This is a genomic window from Nesterenkonia sp. YGD6 (assembly GCF_022565895.1).
Lineage (GTDB): Bacteria > Actinomycetota > Actinomycetes > Actinomycetales > Micrococcaceae > Nesterenkonia.
This window is the reverse complement of sequence record NZ_JAJOYY010000006.1, coordinates 161762-179991: the sequence shown is the minus strand read 5'-3', so window position 1 is coordinate 179991 and position 18230 is coordinate 161762. Positions and strand designations below refer to the sequence as shown.

Annotated in this window: 19 protein-coding genes; 7 read left to right on the top strand and 12 right to left on the bottom strand. The window is 67.8% G+C overall.

Annotated features, from left to right (window positions below):
- Positions 1 to 22: 22 nt before the first annotated feature.
- Complete coding sequence (locus tag LTI14_RS11395) at positions 23 to 631, bottom strand: WhiB family transcriptional regulator (protein ID WP_241476577.1); 609 nt, start codon at positions 629 to 631, stop codon at positions 23 to 25.
- Positions 632 to 809: 178 nt separating this feature from the next.
- Here LTI14_RS11395 and LTI14_RS11390 point away from each other — a divergent pair, with 178 nt between their 5' ends.
- Positions 810 to 1634 (top strand): TIGR03089 family protein, encoded by an 825-nt coding sequence (locus LTI14_RS11390; RefSeq protein WP_241476575.1) that lies wholly within the window; start codon positions 810 to 812, stop codon positions 1632 to 1634.
- Between the two features lie 123 nt (positions 1635 to 1757).
- Here LTI14_RS11390 and LTI14_RS11385 read toward each other — a convergent pair whose 3' ends face one another.
- Genes LTI14_RS11385 through LTI14_RS11365 form a run of 5 tightly spaced genes read right to left on the bottom strand, consistent with a single transcriptional unit; the run spans position 1758 to position 7142 of the window.
- Positions 1758 to 2270 carry a GtrA family protein gene (locus LTI14_RS11385; RefSeq protein WP_241470389.1) on the bottom strand — a complete coding sequence of 171 codons (513 nt, stop codon included), beginning with the start codon at positions 2268 to 2270 and terminating at the stop codon, positions 1758 to 1760.
- A gap of 10 nt (positions 2271 to 2280) precedes the next feature.
- Positions 2281 to 3597: a mannose-6-phosphate isomerase, class I gene (manA, locus tag LTI14_RS11380; RefSeq protein ID WP_241476573.1), complete on the bottom strand. Its 1317-nt coding sequence runs from the start codon at positions 3595 to 3597 to the stop codon at positions 2281 to 2283.
- Between the two features lie 25 nt (positions 3598 to 3622).
- Complete coding sequence (locus LTI14_RS11375) at positions 3623 to 5260, bottom strand: LCP family protein (RefSeq protein WP_241476572.1); 1638 nt, start codon at positions 5258 to 5260, stop codon at positions 3623 to 3625.
- Positions 5257 to 5859 (bottom strand): 5-(carboxyamino)imidazole ribonucleotide mutase, encoded by a 603-nt coding sequence (gene purE, locus LTI14_RS11370; protein ID WP_370642697.1) that lies wholly within the window; start codon positions 5857 to 5859, stop codon positions 5257 to 5259. The genes LTI14_RS11375 and purE overlap by 4 nt, the downstream gene beginning before the upstream one ends.
- Entirely contained in the window at positions 5856 to 7142 is a 1287-nt protein-coding gene (locus LTI14_RS11365; RefSeq protein ID WP_342357757.1) for a 5-(carboxyamino)imidazole ribonucleotide synthase, read from the bottom strand. Before LTI14_RS11365 ends, purE begins: the two co-directional genes overlap by 4 nt.
- A 192-nt stretch (positions 7143 to 7334) precedes the next feature.
- On the opposite strand from LTI14_RS11365, the gene LTI14_RS11360 reads away from it, so the two are divergent.
- Positions 7335 to 8732, top strand: a complete 1398-nt coding sequence (locus tag LTI14_RS11360; protein WP_241476571.1) for a S8 family serine peptidase — start codon at positions 7335 to 7337, stop codon at positions 8730 to 8732.
- 42 nt (positions 8733 to 8774) lie between these two features.
- Here the strand turns inward: LTI14_RS11360 and LTI14_RS11355 are convergent, their stop codons facing one another.
- The 3 genes from LTI14_RS11355 to glpX form a co-directional block, all read right to left on the bottom strand.
- The gene (locus LTI14_RS11355) at positions 8775 to 9074 is read right to left on the bottom strand and encodes a putative quinol monooxygenase (protein WP_241465142.1); all 300 of its coding nucleotides are present in this window, start codon (positions 9072 to 9074) and stop codon (positions 8775 to 8777) included.
- Between the two features lie 49 nt (positions 9075 to 9123).
- Positions 9124 to 9807, bottom strand: coding sequence for a nuclease-related domain-containing protein (locus tag LTI14_RS11350; protein WP_241476569.1), 684 nt, complete (start codon positions 9805 to 9807; stop codon positions 9124 to 9126).
- A gap of 315 nt (positions 9808 to 10122) precedes the next feature.
- Entirely contained in the window at positions 10123 to 11187 is a 1065-nt protein-coding gene (gene glpX / locus LTI14_RS11345; RefSeq protein WP_241465144.1) for a class II fructose-bisphosphatase, read from the bottom strand.
- Between the two features lie 134 nt (positions 11188 to 11321).
- Between glpX and LTI14_RS11340 the strand changes: the two genes are divergently transcribed.
- The 4 genes from LTI14_RS11340 to LTI14_RS11325 all read left to right on the top strand — a co-directional run bounded on the left by LTI14_RS11340 (position 11322) and on the right by LTI14_RS11325 (position 13737).
- On the top strand, positions 11322 to 11960 hold the full coding sequence (locus LTI14_RS11340; RefSeq protein WP_241476568.1) for a DUF4245 domain-containing protein: 639 nt from the start codon (positions 11322 to 11324) through the stop codon (positions 11958 to 11960).
- The gene (locus LTI14_RS11335; RefSeq protein WP_241476567.1) at positions 11957 to 12586 is read left to right on the top strand and encodes a carbonic anhydrase; all 630 of its coding nucleotides are present in this window, start codon (positions 11957 to 11959) and stop codon (positions 12584 to 12586) included. The genes LTI14_RS11340 and LTI14_RS11335 overlap by 4 nt, the downstream gene beginning before the upstream one ends.
- Positions 12587 to 12671: 85 nt before the next feature.
- On the top strand, positions 12672 to 13205 hold the full coding sequence (locus LTI14_RS11330) for a prepilin peptidase (protein ID WP_241476566.1): 534 nt from the start codon (positions 12672 to 12674) through the stop codon (positions 13203 to 13205).
- 4 nt (positions 13206 to 13209) lie between these two features.
- On the top strand, positions 13210 to 13737 hold the full coding sequence (locus LTI14_RS11325; RefSeq protein WP_241465148.1) for an NUDIX hydrolase: 528 nt from the start codon (positions 13210 to 13212) through the stop codon (positions 13735 to 13737).
- A 98-nt stretch (positions 13738 to 13835) separates the two neighbouring features.
- Here the strand turns inward: LTI14_RS11325 and LTI14_RS11320 are convergent, their stop codons facing one another.
- Both LTI14_RS11320 and LTI14_RS11315 read right to left on the bottom strand, forming a co-directional pair.
- A complete protein-coding gene (locus LTI14_RS11320) occupies positions 13836 to 15257 on the bottom strand; it encodes a class II fumarate hydratase (RefSeq protein ID WP_241470394.1) in 1422 nt (473 codons plus the stop codon).
- Between the two features lie 78 nt (positions 15258 to 15335).
- A complete protein-coding gene (locus tag LTI14_RS11315; RefSeq protein ID WP_241476565.1) occupies positions 15336 to 15932 on the bottom strand; it encodes a MarR family winged helix-turn-helix transcriptional regulator in 597 nt (198 codons plus the stop codon).
- 146 nt (positions 15933 to 16078) lie between these two features.
- Here LTI14_RS11315 and LTI14_RS11310 point away from each other — a divergent pair, with 146 nt between their 5' ends.
- Entirely contained in the window at positions 16079 to 16789 is a 711-nt protein-coding gene (locus LTI14_RS11310) for a rhomboid family intramembrane serine protease (RefSeq protein ID WP_241465151.1), read from the top strand.
- Positions 16790 to 16862: 73 nt separating this feature from the next.
- On the opposite strand, the gene LTI14_RS11305 is transcribed toward LTI14_RS11310, so the two are convergent.
- Positions 16863 to 18185: a PhoH family protein gene (locus LTI14_RS11305; protein ID WP_241465555.1), complete on the bottom strand. Its 1323-nt coding sequence runs from the start codon at positions 18183 to 18185 to the stop codon at positions 16863 to 16865.
- Positions 18186 to 18230: the final 45 nt, after the last annotated feature.

Here is an 18230-nt window from a genome sequence, read left to right as displayed (position 1 = left end):
TGGGGGCCAGAGTGACCGTTGATCAGAGTGCTCTCTTTCGCAGCTTGCGCCGCTCCCGCTCGGACAGTCCGCCCCAGATGCCGAAGCGCTCGTCGTTGCCCAGCGCGTATTCCAGGCATTCCTGCTTCACGTTGCAGGCGCCGCAGACCTTCTTGGCGTCTCGCGTGGAGCCGCCCTTCTCGGGGAAGAAGGCTTCCGGGTCCGTCTGCGCGCAGAGCGCGTCGACCTGCCAGGCGAGCTCGCCCTCGATCTCATCGGTGGGAACGAGCGCGGGCAGGCCCAGCCAGGTGGTCCTGCTCGAGTCCGCGGGACGGGTCTCCGGCGCTGCGGTCTCACGGCCAGGCAGCTCGCGGGTCGGGGCCTCAGTGCGGCGGGAAGGAGCCTCACTGAGAGCGGTGACCGAAGAGCTGGTGCCGGCCGAGGCGTTCGCCACAGAGCGACGTTCGGCCTCTTCATGGGCGGCGAGGAATGCGGTGGCCTGATCCTCGAGGGTCTTGCCGTGCTCCAGCCGCTCGGCGGCCTGAGGATCAGCAGGGTCCACGAACCAATCAGCAGGAACCTCTAGACCCGTCCTGCGCGCTATGGCCGTGGTGCCGGGCTGTTCTGTGCCCAGCCGCTCTGCGTTCCCCATCAAAGGGCCTCCCGAGGTTGATCATGCGTGTACTGCTCCTAATTACACTGGCGTAAGTAATGATCCGTCAAGTGAGCGACTTAAGTCGCCACTATCAGACCGTCAACCCCTCGATCACGCCCGACACGCCGTCAGAAATAAGCTTGCCGCGAGGCGTGGCGGGCCCAGGAGAGAAACTATGACCCCGCTCACACTCGGCGGCTCGACCGCCCGGCCGCCGCAGACGTTCCCTGCCCTGCTGGACCTGCTCGAGTCTCGTCCGCAGCCCGCGCTGATCTGGTATGGAGCAGGCGAGGACCAGGAACGCGTGGAGCTCTCCGGGCGGGTGCTGCAGAACTGGACGGTCAAGCTGATCGGCCTCTTCAGCCAGGAATGTGAGATCGATGAAGGCGCCGCCGTATTGGTCGACGCCGCACCTCACTGGAAGGCCACCGCCGTCCTGCTGGCCGCAGGAGCCTTGGGCTGGAGGGCCACCCTGGTTGCGCTGGGAGCCGCGCAGAACGACGACGACGCCCGCGCAGCCACTGCCTCGGCGCTGGAGCCGGGGTTGATCCTCACCGACCGGCCCGGCGACTGGACCGGCGCGGGCCCGTTGGCGCATGCTCTCGGGGATGCGGAACTCGCGGCGCTCTCCCCCGGCCTGCTGGATGCGTCCTTCGAGGAGGCCACCGGGCAGCGACTTCCGGCCTGGGCGCTGGACATCTCCGCCGAGGTCCGCCAGCATCCGGACCAGCTGCCGGCTCCGCTGCCGCCGCTCGAGCTGCCCGGGGCGGGCGCAGGGGCCGGGGCGGGCGGCAGTGTGGGCGGTGGGCTCGTCGTCGTCGGTGAACCGACCGAGGTTAGCCTAAAGGACTGGGGACTGGTGCGCTGGGGCGGCGGCGACCTGTTCGCTCGGATGCTTGCAGCCTGGGCGCAGAGCCGCCCGGTGGTGCTGTTCCAGGGTGATCCCGCCGCGCAGCCGAAGGCCTGGGAACAGATGCTGCGCAATGAGGGGATCCGCTGACAGCGGCTCCCCTCACCCACTCGATTCCCGCGGCGATGCCCGTCCCATCCCTGCGGCGGAGACGGGTGGAATGACCCGCGGATTCGACAGCTGTCCGACTGTGGAGCTGCTCGGCCCGCTGGCTCAGCGGGAGGTGACCTCGGCGGCGTCGGCGGCTGGATCTTGTTCAGTGGGCAGCTCCGCGAGACCCGAGCGGTCGGTGGTGAAGACCCAGTACTTGTAGGCGAAGAAGCGGAATACGGTGGCCAGCACCAGGCCGATCACGTTGCCGGCGATGAAGACCTCGCTCACCGAATCCATGCCCAGGGCGTACTTCGCGATGCCCACGCAGCCGGTCTGGATGCCCAGGCCGATCGCGTTCATCAGCAGGAACATCACCAGCTCGCGGGTCTTGCCGGTGGAGCGCTTGTGCCGGAAGGTCCAGTAGCGGTTCGCCATCCAGGAGAAGAGCGTGGCGACGACGCCGGCGACGACCTTGGCCTTGAGCTGCGAGTCATCCATGGGGCCGCTGATCAGCCAGAGGAAGATCGCGGAGTCGATGATGAAGGCGACGCCGCCCACGGCGCCGAACTTCGCGACCTCGCGCCAGAGTCTGAGGACGAGGGTTTCGATGCGCCGGTACAGCTTGGGGATCATGGGAATAGTCCTACAGGTCTTGGCTGGCGAAGGAGGTGCTGGCCAGGAAGGCCTGGGCGTGAGCGGATGCGCTCAGCCGGTGGCCGGCGATTGCCGGCAGGAAGGCGGATTCGCCCGGAGTAAGGGTGAGCATACGAGGCGTTCCTGGGGCTGCGGTGAGTTCTTCACCGGCGGCATCCTCGCTCGAGGCCGCGTCGGGAGCGTGCAGCGTGAACGTTCCCGCGGTGCAGAGCACGATACCGGGACCGAGTCGATCCAGCACCGTCTCGCCTGGGAACTCGATCAGCTCAAGCTGGAACTCCTCGAACGGAGCCTGGTACTGGGTCCGGCGCGGAGCGGGCCCAGAGTCCTGCACCGGACAGTGTGGGACCGGGAGCACGCCGAAGTCGGTGACGCTGAGCAGTTCATCGACGGCAAGGGGCTTGCTGGTCAGTCCGCCGCGCAGCACGTTGTCAGAGTTGCCCATCAGCTCCACTCCCACCCCGTGCAGATAGGCGTGAAGATTGCCGGCCGGGAGGTAGATCGACTCTCCGGGCTGGAGCCTGACGCGGTTCAGCAGCAACGTGACGAAGACACCGGGATCTGCGGGAAACGCCGCGCTGACGTGGGCAAGCATCTCGCGCGTGCCTGGGTCCAGCGCATCGCGGAGGGCGGCCCTGCCGTGCCCGTCAGGCAGGTCGGCCCGACCCAGGAACCTGTGCAGCTCTTCTGCGGCAGCCTGGGTCGCGTCGCGTCCGCTGCGCAGCAGATGCTCGAGCGCTCCTGCGTAGTCCTGCGCCGCCACGAAGTCGTGGAGCCGGTCCAGAAGCGCGGGCAGCTGCTGGTCGTCTGCCGGGCGTTCGACACCGGCAACGGCCGAGCTGAGCGATGTCAGCGCCGCTGCGGCCTCCGCGTGGGGCCGGAATCCGCACAGCGCGGAGAACTCCGTCAGTGCGACGATCAGCTCAGGTTTGGCGTTGGGGTCCTTATAGCTGCGATGCGGGGCGTCGAGCGCGATTCCCGCCGCCTCCTCCGCTGCGAAGCCACGCCGGGCCCGGTCCGCGGTGGGGTGGGACTGGATCGAGAGCGGCTGCTCGGCGGCGAGGACCTTGAGCAGGAAGGGGAAGCTTCCCGGAGCCTGGTCGGAGCCTCGCAGGTAGTCCGGGAGCGAGGTGACCTCGACCGGCTGCCGCACAGACTCAGGGGCCAGCTGCAGGGAGGAGGGGTCTCCAGGGTGAGCACCCATCCAGATCTCCGCCCGCGGGGTCGCCGAAGCGGCCCAGCCGAAGAGCTCGCTGAACGCGGTGGTGGAACCCCACGCATACTCGCGGACGGGGTTGATCATCATGAACATCGGGAGAACCTTATCAGCCCTATTTCACCGGGTCACAGCGGTAATTCGAGGAGGCGGCCTCCTCCAGCACTGCGGTCTGACCGTTCATCTGAGCCTCGACCAGGTACTCCCGGGTCAGTTCAGAGCCGTCTGGCTGAGTGGGCGGCGGGGTGGAGTCGATCGGGGGTTCGTCGTCTTCCACGGCGTCGGCGGCCTGCTGCGTGGCCTGCGGTGTCGTGAGCGTCACACCCAGCGCACCCGAGTGTGCGGGCAGGAACCCTGCGGAGCCGAAGAGGCCTCCGCCGCTCTGGTGCTCCTCATTGGCGATGAGCTCATCCACCCGGCGCTGGATCTGCTCGAAGTCCGGGTAGGTCGAGAACATGTCACCGGAGGCGCCGAAGTCCGGGGCCCCGAGCACCAGTCGCTGCGGAGTCTGGCCCTGCGCGTCGACGGCCAGGTCCAGGAAGGAGCCCAGCTGGGACTGCGGCAGGTTGGTCTCCACCACGTTCTCTCCGGCCTGCGTGATCTCGCTGAAGCGCGAGAGCAGCGTCTGCGGGTTGAACTGGGACATCATCGCCTGCTGGATGCACTGTTGACGCTGAATCCGGTTGTAGTCGGAGCTGAAGGTGCGCGATCGCGCGTAGGCCAGTGCCTCCTGGCCAGAGAACTCGTACACCCCGGGGGCCCACCAGTTGTCGCCCCAGCTGCCATCGGGCATCGGGCCGCGGTAGGGCACCCAGCCGCCGGAGTTCACGCTCACCCCGCCCATGGCGTCGATGAGGTCCTCGAAGCCGCCCATGTCCACCATCACGTAGCCGGAGACCTCAAGGTTCAGGCTGCCGGAGACCGCGTCCATCATGGCCTCGGCACCGGGATCCTCGGCCTCGGGATAGAGGTCCTGATGGTTCTCCATCACATCGGTGTAGAGGAAGTTGATGATGCACTCGTCGCCGCAGTCATAGCCTGTCGGGTAGACGGCGTTCAACGGGGAGTCCTCGTTGAACTGGGCGTTCTGGAAGTTGCGCGGAATCGAGAAGATGATGGTCTCCGCGGAGTCCTCGTTGACGCTGACCACATGGATGGAGTCTGGCCGAAGTCCGTCGCGTCCCTCGCCGGCGTCGGCGCCTATGAGCAGAAAGTTATATCGACCGTCCACGGCGTCGATGCCGGGCCCGGCGGCGAAGATCCCGCCGAGAGCCGCACGGCCCTCGTTGACCAGCTTGGCGCCGTAGCCCAGCGTTCCGGAGGTCACGGTCATCAGCACCACCAGCACGACGACGACGATCGGCTTCAGTCGCGGCGCCAGGGAGGTGAAGTGGAGCAGCCTGAAGGTGTCCAGCCAGAGGATCAGCCAGCCGATCGCCAGCGCGCCCAGCACCACGGCGCTGAGCCAGAGCATGAACGGCTGGGTCAGCAGAGAGAGCACGACCCCTCGCATGGTGAGGAACATCAGTCCCAGCAGCAGTGCGGAGAACCAGCAGGCGACCGTCACCGCCAGGGCGGCGCGGCCGAGCTTCTTGGAGCCTGCGGCGACCTGGGCGGCGCCGGGGATGAAGAGGGTCAGCGCCAGGAGCATGAGGGCGCGACGGGTGCGGTCGGTCGCGGAACCACGCTGCGGGCTGCGGATCACATCCGGTTCGCTGTTGAACCGGTGGTAGCTGATGGCGGAGTCGGTCATCGTGTCCGGTACGTCTCCAGCTCGGCGGCTTCTTCGCGCAGCGCGGCACCCTTCGCGTGGGCCTCAGCCGCCAGCGCCTTCTGGAAGTCGAGCAGCTTCTCGCGCAGCTGTGCGGCCTGGGCCGAGTCCCCGGCAGCCAGAGTGCGCACGGCGAGCAGCCCCGCATTGCGGGCGCCGCCGACGGAGACGGTGGCCACCGGGACCCCGGCGGGCATCTGCACGATGCTCAGGAGTGAATCCATGCCGTCGAGGTGCTTCAGCGGCACCGGAACGCCGATCACCGGCAGCGGGGTGACCGAGGCGAGCATGCCGGGCAGATGGGCGGCTCCCCCAGCACCGGCGATGATGACCCGGATCCCGCGCTCGTGCGCGGTCTTGCCGTAGCTGATCATCTCTTCGGCCATCCGGTGGGCCGAGACGACGTCGGCTTCGAAGGTGATGCCGAACTCGTCCAGCGCCTGCGCGGCGGCCTTCATGACCGGCCAGTCGGAGTTCGACCCCATGACGAGGCTCACCTGGGCGGCGCCGGGGGCGCCGGGCTGGGCCTGGGCTTCCCCTGGCCTCGCATCGGTGGGGTGGTTCTCGGTGGTCTGGCTCATTGGGCGGGTCCTTCCACGATGATCTCGGCCACGTCTGCTGCAGCTCGGCGCACACGCTGAAGCCTTGCTCGACGTGCCTCCCAGGTCTCCTGCGTGGAATGGGTCTGGGTGAGGATGTTCACGTGCCCGATCTTGCGACCCGGGCGGGCCTCTTTGCCGTAGAGGTGAATCTTCGAGCCCTGCGAGCGGCGCATCGCCGCGGCGAAGGAGCCGTGCAGGGATCGCTCGCCGGCGGCGGCGCTGCCGAGCAGGTTCTTCATCACGGTGTAGCCGCCGGCGCCGCCCTTGACCTCGGTGGCGCCGAGCGGAAGGCCCAGCACCGCGCGCAGGTGCTGCTCGAACTGGCTCGTGATGGACCCGTCCATCGTCCAGTGCCCGGAGTTGTGCGGCCGCATGGCCAGTTCGTTGATGTAGATGCCGGGGATGATTCCAGCCTCGGGGTCGGCGTCATCCTCACTGATCTCGAAGAGCTCTACTGCGAGCATGCCGGTGACCTGGAGCTTCTCCGCGATCGTGCGGGCGATGCGCTCGCACAGGTCCAGATGGTCCTCACTGGTGTGCGGCGCGGGGGCGATCACCTCGTCGCAGACTCCGTGGGTCTGGGTGGATTCCACCACCGGGTAGGTCACGGTCTCCCCGGTGGCCGAGCGCGCGACCTGGGCGGAGAGCTCGCGGGTGTAGGGCACCTTCTGCTCGGCGAGCAGGCCCGCGCCGGATTCGGCGGCGCGGGCGAACCAGTCCTGGGCGTCAGCGGCCTGCTCGGACGAGTCGATCATCCGCACACCCTTGCCGTCGTAGCCGCCGCGCGGAGTCTTCAGCACCACCGGCCAGCCGGCGTCGGCGCCGAAGCTCAGCAGCTCGTCGACGCTGCGGACCTCGGCCCAGCGCGGGTTCGGCAGGCCCAGCTGCTCCACGGCGCGGCGCATCGCGAGCTTGTCCTGGGCGTAGATCAGCGCCTCGGGACCGGGATGCATCTCGGCGCCGTTCGCGGTGAGAGCGTCAAGCACCTCGGCAGGCACGTGCTCATGATCGAAGGTGATCACGTCTAGGCCGGCCGCGAACGCCGTCACGTCTGCGGGGGCGGTGTAGTCCCCCAACGTGGTGTGCGGGATGACCTGCGCGGCCGAGGAGTCGGCCGAGCCGGCGAGCAGATGCAGCTCGATGCCCAGCTCGACGGCGGCGGGGGCCATCATGCGGGCCAGCTGGCCGTCGCCGATGACCCCGATCCTCGGGGTGCCGGCGGGGCCGCTGGGCGGGGCTGGGTTGCTGTCCTGTCGCGTCACAGTCCCCAATTATGCGCCATGACCTCTGCTCGCCCGCACAGGGAAACACCCCCCGGGTGGAGCAGACCGCGCCGGACAGCTGGCCGCAGGGACGATCTCCAGGTCACTCGGCGGATATGCAGGTTGCAACCCTAGCCTGGTGCCCACGTGTCGGCGCGGCGGAGGGACGGGACAACAATGGGACGCTTTGTAGTGACCTTTGACACCTCAGATTCAGAAGTGCTGGAACGGGACGCTCCCGGGCTGCTCAGCGCCCAGGGCTTCTCCACCGACATCTATTTCCCTCGACTCGGCGTCGGCGTGGTCGACGGCGAGTCCGGTGACCTCGAGGCGTTCAGCGGTCGATGTCGTGAACGTCGAGCGCCGATGAGCTACAGCCGGGAGCTGACCTACTACGCGATCGGGGCGACCCCCGCCGAGCGCACGACGACAGCCGCAGTCGTCGACACCGCTGCACTGACCTGGGGGTTGCAGGCCATTGAGATCGACCGCGCCCAAGCGGCGGGGCTCACCGGCGCCGGGGTGCGCATCGCGGTGCTGGACACCGGTTTCGACGTCGACCATCCGGACTTCGCCGGCCGCGTGGTGACGGCAGAGTCCTTCATCGCCGGGGAGGGTCCTGAGGACGTCCACGGTCATGGCACGCATTGCGTGGGCACCGCCTGCGGACCCTGGGCTGCCCCGTCCGGTCGAGGCTTCGGCGTGGCCCCCGGGGTCGAGATCTTCTCGGCGAAGGTGCTCGGTGCGGACGGATCCGGCTCAGACGCCTCGATCCTCGCTGGGATCGACTGGGCGCTGGCGAACAACTGCCAGATCATCTCGATGTCACTGGGCGCCGATGTGCGCGAGGTCCATCCTCCGTATGTGACCGCTGGTCGGCGGGCGCTGGAGCGGGGTTCGGTGCTGGTAGCCGCGGCGGGCAACAACGCCGGACGAAGCGCAGGAAACCCCGGCTTCGTGGGGGCACCGGCGAACAGCCCCTACGTCATGGCGGTGGCCGCGCTGGACACCGGGCTGCACGTGGCGGACTTCTCAGCCCGCTCCCTGCCGCACGATGGTGGGGAGGTCGACATCGCCGCCCCCGGGGTGGACGTCTACTCATCCTGGCCGCGTCCCGAGCACCACCGCAGCATCAGCGGCACCTCCATGGCAGCCCCACACGTCTCCGGCATCGCCGCCCTGCTCTCGGCCTCCACCGGGCTGCGCGGCCAGGCGCTGTGGGATGAGCTGATCCGCACCGCGCGTCCCCTGGCAGGCGCTGAGCGTGAGGATGTCGGGGCGGGATTGGCTGCGATCCCAGCGGCCGAAAGGACAGTGACCATGCCGGAGCAGCAGTGGATCATCACCGTGGACGAGGAGCATCTGGACGCGATCGACGAGGTCGTCGCTGACTTGGAATCGGCTGGGCTCGTGGTGGACCGGGTGCTGCGCAGCCTGGGGCAGATCACCGGACGCACGGAGGCGACCCCGGGGATGCAGGCGCAGGCCGCGGGTGAGGAGCCGAAGGGCTTCTCCGCGGTGGCCGGGGTGGCCTCGGCCGACGGCGGCCAGCGGCACCATATCGCCCCGCCCGACGCCGAGATCCAGTAGCGCCGGATGCGTGGGACGGAGGTCCCTGATACATGGAAGCGGCTACGGCAGCGGCGATCCGACCACGTCGAACTGGTATCCGTCCATGGCACCCGAGAGCAGGGGCATGGCCTCGGCGATGAGTGCACGGACGCTCGGCAGCTGGAGCGAGTCCTGGTGGGCCTCCGCGGAGGTCCAGAGTTCGCTGACGAAGACCGTCTCGGGGTGCTCGTCGCTGATGCCGACCTCGTAGAGAAGACATCCGGCCTGTTCCAGGTCTGGATTATGGCGGGTCAATATGGAGACGACTCGGTCCCGGGCGCCTGGCACAACTCCCAGCGTTCCCACATTCGCGAAAGCCATGACACCACAATAGATAGGCCGCGTGGCCCTGTCAGCCCCTCGTGAGGAGTCACCCAGAAGCTGCGAAGCGGTCGGCGAGCTGCGCGCCGATGGAGTCGACGTCGATCCTCGCCCCAGTCCCGGCCCTCGCCACCTGCTTGACGCGTCTGGGCCAGAGCACATGAACTCCCCGGGTGCGTGGATGCCCACCCAGGGGCCATTCGGCGCGGTAGAAGCACAGCATTCCCGAGACTGGGACGTTCGGCGCACAACCACGCACCAGGTCCACCTGCTTGAGCACCTGATCCACCAGGGATGTGCAGTCCCGCCCGCGCACGGTGAGCTTCTCCACCCTCGAGGTCAGCAGTCCTCCGCTCCGCCGGAGTTCCACCCTGCCCGTGTACTTCTTGGTGTCGATCACCCAGACTCCGCTGGGCACAATCAGGATGTGGTCGATATTGGCGCGGGACCCTGGGATCTTCCGATCATGCAGCACCAGGCCGCCCAGCTCGAGAGCCACCCTGTCCAGGCGGGACCCGACCCGACGCTCTCCCTCCGCGCCGATCGCCCAGGCGGTGGTGCTCTGCTTCTCCTGGCTCAGCGCGATGGCGACGCCGCCGAAGCGTCCCCACTTCTGCCGGATCCGCGCATCATCCTTGGCCCTTCGGCGGTCATACTCCCGCTGCGCACCCGCCCCGGCGCGCCCTCGGCCCCCAACCGGAGGGACCTCAGATTCAGCCAGAGGTGGTGACATGTCTGTGTGCGTTGCGGGGGAACAGCGCATGCAGAGCACCTTCCTGCGGCGGTCGGAGTAGAGAGCCTCGGTCCCTTGCTGGAGCGGTACTGCGCAGACGCAGCAAACTCCTGCATAGCGAAGCCGCAGTCGCCTGAGGTCCTCGGCATTCTCCGCTGTCATCCATCCCCCGATGTCGTCTGTCACCGCTGAAATCCATCACTCACGGGCATCACGTTTAAATCGCCGTCGCCCGCGGACAGCTCAGACCACAGAGACGACGAACGCATCAGCTGTCCCGCGCGATCTCCTGATAGCTCCGCGCGTGCCGGTGCATCACTGCCTGGTGTAGGACTCCCATTTGCGAGCCTGGTGCTCAGCGTCGATGACCCGGACCGTGCCGGACTTCGAACGCATCACGATGGACTGAGTGGTGACCTTGTCTCCCTGGTACCGGACGCCGCGCAGCAGATCGCCGTCGGTGATGCCGGTGGCGGCGAAGTAGCAGTTGTCGCCGGTGACCAGTTCGTTGGTGGTGAGCACCCTGCTGACGTCGTGGCCGGCGTCGAGCGCCTTCTGCGCCTCCTCGTCGTCGATCGGAGCCAGGCGACCCTGGATCACACCGCCGACGGCCTTGATGGCGCAGGCGGTGATGATGCCCTCAGGTGTGCCGCCCACTCCCATGAGCACGTCTATGCCGGAGCCTTCGCGGGCCGCGGCGATGCCTCCGGCCACGTCACCGTCCATGATGAAACGGGTGCGAGCTCCGGCTTCGCGGATCTCCTCGACCAGCTTGGAGTGGCGCGGGCGGTCGAGCACGCAGACGTTGAGCTGACTGATCCGCTTGTTCTTGGCCTTGGCGATCAGGTGCAGGTTCTGCTTCACGGGCAGGCGCAGGTCCACCATGTCGGCGGCCTCGGGTCCGGTGATCAGCTTGTCCATGTAGAACACCGCCGATGGATCGAACATCGTGCCGCGCTCGGCCACGGCCAGCACTGCCAGCGCGTTGTTGTAGCCCAGCGCGGTGAGCCGGGTGCCGTCGATCGGGTCCACGGCCACGTCGGCCTCCGGTCCGCTGCCGTTGCCGACCCGCTCCCCGTTGAAGAGCATCGGGGCTTCATCCTTCTCCCCCTCGCCGATGACCACGATCCCGTTGAGGTTCACGGTGTCCAGCAGGGAGCGCATGGCATCCACTGCGGCACCATCGGCGGTGAGCTTGTCACCCATGCCCACCCAGGCGCCGCCGGCGATGGCCGCGGCCTCGGTGACCCGGACCAGCTCCATTGCGAGGTGGCGGTCAGGCTCGGAGTCTCCGACGGCCAGGCGCGCTGAAAGGTGGGAGAAGTCCTGGGTGGAGCCGTCGTCGGAGCGTTTGCCGCCGGGCTGCGAAGAATCGTTCATGGGCTTGGGCCACCTTGTCGTCTCGGCTTCTGACCGGCCTCGTCGCCGGCCCTGCCGCCATCATAGCCGTGAGCGCCGACACGGCACCGAGTCACGGGCCCGGGCATGTCTGCCGGCGGTGACACAATGGAGGAGTGACCGAGCCAGAAGAGACCCCCACCCCGCAGCTGACGCAGTCCCAGGCGAAGCGGCTGCGCCAGCCCCTCATCGGCGTCGTGATCACGGTGGCGATCACCATGCTGGCACTGTTCGCCGTGATGGGGCTGAGACCAGAACGCGATGTCGCCTTCACCCCTGACGTCGACGTCGAAGAGGCTGCCGGCTGGACCAGCGACGTGGCCGGCTACACCGCCATCGTCCCGGATGTGCCCGAGGGGTGGACGGCGAACTATGCCCGGTGGGAGAACCGCGCAGAGCTCGGGGTCATTGCCTGGGAGGTCGGGTACTCCGTCGACGAGCAGAGCTTCCTGAGCTTCGCGCAGACCGACGAGCCCAACCCCGCCTGGGTCAACGATGCGACGCGGCAGATCGGGGCCACCGGGGAGGAGACCGTCGATGGGCTGACCCTCGAGGTCCGCGAGAACGACGAGTGGAAGTACTACGTCCTGGAGGCCGAGGCGAACACGGTCGACGGCACGGCGATCGTGTTCGGCGGGGAGGCCACGGCAGAGCAGTTCGACATCTTCCGCAGAGCGGTCACCGAATCGATCGATGTTGAGGTAGAACATGTTGAGGTAGAAACAGGGGAAGACAACGGAGGTTCCACAGGATGACCGCATCGACCACGCCCGCTCAGCCGCTCCCCGCGGAGGTCTGGGAACTGCTCAAAGCCGGCAACGAACGCTTCGTCTCGGGTGAATCGAAGCACCCCAACCAGAATGCCGCCCGCCGATCCTCGCTGACCGAGTCCCAGCATCCGATGGCGGCGATCTTCGGCTGCTCGGACTCCCGCCTGGCCGCGGAGATCATCTTCGACGTCGGCCTCGGTGACGTCTTCGTGGTCCGCACCGCCGGGCAGGTCACCGACGACGCGGTGCTCGGCTCTCTGGAGTTCAGCGTCGCCGAGCTGAAGGTCCCGCTGATCGTGGTCCTCGGGCACGACTCCTGCGGCGCCGTCTCGGCTGCGCTGCAGGCCACCGAGTCCGGAGTCACCCCCACCGGCTTCGTGCGCAGCCTCGTCGAGCGCATCACCCCCTCGGTGCTGGCCGCGCAGCGCGCCGGAATCACCAGCGTCAACGAGACGGTCGAAGAACACGTGAAGCAGACCGCCCACCGGATCGTCGATCATTCCCGTGTGCTCCACAACGCCGTCGCGGAGGGCCGCACCGCGGTCATGGGGGTGACCTACCGGCTCTCGGAGGGACGCGCCGACGTGGTCACCAGCATCGGCGAAGTCTGACCCTCAGCTCAGCGGCATTCAGGGGCATCTTCCCCAGATAGTCATGCCCATTCCCTCCTGAGCCCCTGACGCCTAGGGTGGGACCGTGATCGCGTTCATCACCGAGCTGCTGAGTTCCGGGGCGCCGGGCCGGGCCCTGGCGGGTGTGCTGCTGCTGATCGCCGGGGTCGTGTTCGCGGTCTGTGCCATCGCGCTGAGCTTCAGCGATCTGCGCGAGCACCGGCTTCCGAACCGTATCATCTATCCCTGGGCCGGGCTCGTGGTGGGGCTGCTGCTGCCGACTGCACTGCTGCTGGGCGATCCGCTTGCGGCGCTGCGCGCCCTGGCTGCCGCCCTGACCTGGGGCGGGCTCTTCCTGCTCGTGCGGCTGATCGCTCCCCCGGCGCTGGGCATGGGGGATGTGAAGCTGGCCGTGGTGCTGGGCCTCTACACCGGGTTCCTCGGCTGGGACACGGTGCTGACCGCCGTCGTCGTGTCCTTCCTGCTCGGCGGACTGGTCTCGGCAGCGCTGTTGCTCTCCGGGCGCGGCACGGCCAAGACCGCGGTGCCTTTCGGACCCTTCCTGCTGCTGGGCACCACCATCGCCCTGATGCTCAGCGGCGACCACTCGCTAGGCTGAGGACATGCCCACCCCAGACTTCATCAAGGAACTGCGTCAAGACATCGGCACGAAGGAGCTCTGGATCCCTGCGGCCCGCGGCGTGGTGCTCCGCCGGGGAGCGGTGGGTGGCGAGGCCGCCGCACCCTCCCCTGCCGCACCCTCCACCGCCGAGACCGAGGTGCTGCTCGTGCGCCGCGCCGACAACGGTGCGTGGACCGTGACCTCGGGGATCCTCGATCCCGGTGAGGATCCTGCCGTCGGAGCGGTCCGCGAGGTCGAAGAGGAGACCGGCGTCGTCGCCCGTCCGGTGCGGGTGGCCGGAGTCTTCGCCACCGGGCTGGTGCGCTACCCGAACGGGGACGCCTGCCGGTACCTGGACACGGTGCTGGAGATGGAGCCCATCTCGGGGCAGGCGCGGGTCAATGATGATGAGTCAGTCGAGGTCGGCTGGTTCCCCGTCTCCGCGCTGCCAGAGCCGATCAGCGAGGACCAGCGGATGGTCATCGACTGGGCGCTGGACACCGAGGCCCCCGCACGATTCCGCAGCTGAGACCAAAACTCCCCGCTGGTTGAGTTCTCCGGTGGATACGTATGTACCGGAAAACTCAACCAGCGGGGAGGAGTGGCGTTGGGCGCGCAGAGCTCAGATCAGCCGGGGCGGGTCATGCTCATCAGGTCCAAGGACTCATCGAGCTGCGCCTCGGTGAGGTCGCCGCGCTCGATGTAGCCCAGCTCGATCACGGCGTCGCGCACGGTGAGCTTGTTCTTCACCGCGTGCTTGGCGATCTCGGCGGCCGCCTCGTAGCCGATGTGCTTGTTCAGCGGGGTCACCACCGACGGCGACGCGGCGGCGAGGAACGCGGCGCGCTCCTCATTGGCGGTCAGGCCCTTGATCATCTTGTCGGCCATCACGTAGCTGGTGTTCTTCAGCAGCCTGATCGACTCCAGCAGGTTCGCGGCCATCACCGGGATGCCGACGTTGAGCTCGAAGGCGCCGTTGGTGGAGGACAGCGCGACGGTGGTGTCGTTGCCGATCACCTGGGCGCAGACCTGGATGGCGGACTCGCAGATCACCGGGTTGACCTTGCCGGGCATGATCGAGGAGCCGGGCTGCAGGTCAGGGATCGCGATCTCGCCGAGGCCGGTGTTCGGGCCCGACCCCATCCAGCGCAGGTCGTTGTTGATCTTCATCAGGGAATAGGCGATGTTGCGCAGCTGCCCGGAGGCCTCCACCAGCCCGTCCCGGTTGGCCTGGGCCTCGAAGTGGTCCCGGGCCTCGGTCAGCGGCAGGCCGGTGTCCTTCGCGAGGCTGGCGATGGCCTTCTCGGCGAAGCCCAGCGGGGTGTTGATCCCGGTGCCCACGGCGGTCCCGCCCAGGGGCACCTCGGCCACGCGCGGCAGGGCCGAGTCGATGCGCTCGACGCCGTAGCGCACCTGTGCGGCGTAGCCGCCGAACTCCTGGCCCAGGGTCACCGGGGTGGCGTCCATCAGGTGGGTGCGGCCGGACTTCACCACGGAGGCGAACTCTTCCGACTTGGCCTCCAGCGCCTCGGCGAGGTACGCCAGCGCCGGCTGCAGGTCGTTGACCAGCGCGGAGGTGGCTGCCACATGCACGGAGGTGGGGAAGACGTCGTTGGAGGACTGGGAGGCGTTGACGTGGTCGTTGGGGTGGACTTCCTTGTCCGAGCCCTTCTCTGCCAGGTAGCGGTTGGCCAGGGTGGCCAGCACCTCGTTGGTGTTCATGTTCGAGGAGGTCCCGGAGCCGGTCTGGAACACGTCGATCGGGAAGTGCTCGTCGAGGTCTCCGGCCTCGACCAGCTCGGCGGCGTGGACGATCGCCTCGGCGAGCTCGGCGTCGAGCACCCCGAGCTCCTGGTTCGCCCGAGCGGCGGCCTTCTTCACGCGGGCCAGCGCTTCGATGTGGGCGCGCTCCAAGGTGCGTCCCGAGATCGGGAAGTTCTCCACGGCGCGTTGGGTCTGCGCGCGATACAGGGCCTGGGCGGGCACCTTCACCTCACCCATGGTGTCGCGCTCGATACGGTATTCGGTCTCAGCAGTGTTCTCGGTCATAGGTTCAGTCTAGTAACCGATCTCCGGGGACTGAGACTGTGACGCGCAGCCAGCGGGCTCAATATGAGCCGGCGGAGATCAGTCGACGCTGGCGATCAGTCCGAGGAGAAACTTCGTCACCGCCGCGCGTTCAGCTTCGGTGAGCGTCTCCACAGTCTCGATCATCCGGCGGTGCATCTCGCTCAGCGTCTCGCGGACCTCCTGGTCCCCGGCGATGGTCGGTTCGATCGCGACCGAACGACGGTCACTGGGGAAGGGCACGCGGCGGACATATCCGTAGCGGATCAGCCGATCCACCAGCACGCTGACCGAGGCGGCGCTGATGTCCAGCTCCTGGGCGAGATCGCGCTGGCGCAGCAGCTCCCCGGCGGACTGGGCGCGCAGCACGAAGCGCAGCGCAAGGAGATCGGTCTCACCCATGCTCATCGACTCCCGGGTGCGGGAGCGCATCTTCCGCTCCGACTCGCGGTATCGACGCAGCAGGTTCAGCACATCCACGGAGCTCGGCGCGTGGCCGGAGTCCTGATACCAGTAGCCGCCTGGCCGGGGCGTCGGGGAATCGTGGGTCGCGTCAGCTGGGACTGCCTCATGGTGGGCTTCCGGACCTGGAATCACAGGTTCGCATGCCGCAGCCGTGACCTCGGGGGTCTGGTGTGCGCGTTCGTCCTTCAACATCCCCGCCTAGGAGTGGCCGTCACGCCACCACATATTGATAGTTGCTCGGACTAAGTGTTGGCCCCTCTGGCCAATGGTATGGCACCAGCAGTTTCGGGGCCACCGTCCGCGCACGCCGACACCCGAGCTCTGCGTAGCATGGAGTGATGAGCAGAGCATTCCAGCGATCCGGAGCAGGCGATCCGATCGGCAGCGCACCCGGTGATTCCTGGGGATCCTTGAGCACCGACCTGAAGTCCACCTTCGGCCGGACCTTCCTGCCCGTCGTCGTGCCGCTGGTGGGGATGTGGGCGGTCTATCTGGTGATGGTCTTCACCGGGAACTGGATCAATCGGGCGTTCGGACTGCAGGCCCGGGACGCCGATGGACTGCTCGGGATCCTGTTCATGCCGCTGCTGCACGGCAGCTTCGGACACATCCTGAGCAACTCGATGTCCTGGCTGGTCCTCGGCGGCATGGTCTCGCTGCTGACCCGCCGGTTCGTGAGGATCACGGCCGTGATCTGGCTGCTCTCCGGGGTGCTGCTCTGGCTCGGCGGCACACCCTGGATCTGCCACGATCCGTTGGGCGTGGGCTGCGGCCGACTGCACATCGGTGCCTCCGCAGTCGTCTACGGCTTCGCGACCTTCCTGGTCGCCTTCGGATTCATCACACGTCGGATCCTCGCGGTGGTGTTCTCCCTGGCGGTGCTCTTCCTCTACGGGTTGAGCATGCTCATCGGGATGACACCGATCAGCCCCGGCGGGGTGTCCTGGTCCGGGCACCTCGCAGGGGCGGTGGCCGGCGTCGCCGTCGCCTTCATCTTCACCCGGTCCGCACGCAGCGAGAGGGCCGCCAAGTCGCCCGCCCGGCGCTGAACGGAGCCCCCCGGGCCAGAAGACCGGCTCCCGCCCACCGGCAGCGGGCGGGAGCCGGTCCGCCGCACGGACCCTAGGCGTCTTCGAGCAGCTCGGTGACCAGCGCGGCGATCCGCGAGCGCTCCGAGCGGGTCAGGGTCACGTGGCCGAAGAGCGGGTTGCCCTTGAGGATCTCCACCACCGCGGCGATCCCGTCGTGGCGGCCCACCCGGAGGTTGTCGCGCTGGGCGACGTCGTGGGTGAGCACGATCTTGGAGTTCTGCCCCATCCGAGACATCACCGTGAGCAGCACGTTCTTCTCCAGCGACTGCGCCTCATCGACGATCACCCAGGCGTCATGCAGCGAGCGCCCGCGGATATGGGTCAGCGGCAGCACCTCGAGCAGCCCGCGGTGCATCACCTCGTCCAGCGCGTTCTCCGAGACCAGCGCGCCGAGCGTGTCGAAGACCGCCTGGCCCCAGGGGTTCATCTTCTCCGCCTCGGAGCCGGGCAGGTAGCCCAGCTCCTGGCCGCCCACGGCATAGAGCGGACGGAAGACGATGATCTTCTTGTGCTCGCCGCGCTCCAGCACGGCTTCGAGCCCGGCGCAGAGGGCCAGCGCGGACTTCCCCGTTCCGGCTCGACCTCCCATCGAGACGATGCCCAGCTCAGGATCCATCAACATGTCGATGGCCAGCCGCTGTTCGGCGGAGCGTCCATGCAGCCCGAAGACCTCACGGTCTCCGCGGACCACCTGGACGTATTTCTGCGAGGCGGCGTTCTGCTTGACCCTTCCCAGCGCGGAGCCACGGTCGGAGGAGATCACCAGTCCGGTGTTCACCGGCAGATCTTCGGCATCCTCGAGGTCGATCTTCTCGCCGTCGTAGAGCTGGGATATCTGTTCGGAGCTGGCGCTGACCTCGGCCAGACCGGTCCAGCCCGAATCGGTGACCCATTCGTTGCGGTACTCATCGGCCGCGAGCCCCATGGCGGAGGCCTTCACCCGCATCGGCAGGTCCTTGGAGACCACGGTGACCTCACGGCCCTCATCGGCGAAGTTCTTCGCCACTGCAAGGATCCGCGCGTCATTGTCCGAGCCGCGGAAACCATGTGGGAGAACCTCCAGCGAGATGTGATTGAGCTCGATCAACAGCTGCCCGCCCTGGTCGTTGAGCGGGATCGGTCGGTTCAGCGCCCCATGTTTGACGCGAAGCTCATCGAGCAGCCGCAGCGCCGATCGGGCGAAGTAGCCCAGCTCGGCGTCGTGGCGCTTCTTCTCCAGCTCGGAGATGACGACGACGGGGAGGATCACCTCATGCTCGGCGAACCTCAGGAATGCCTTGGGGTCTGAGAGCAGCACCGAGGTGTCGAGCACGAAGGACTGCTGGGCGAGCGCCCCGGCGATTGCTGAGTCCAGCTCGTCACTGCTGACGGCGTCGGGGGTTGCAGGGGTCACATGTGA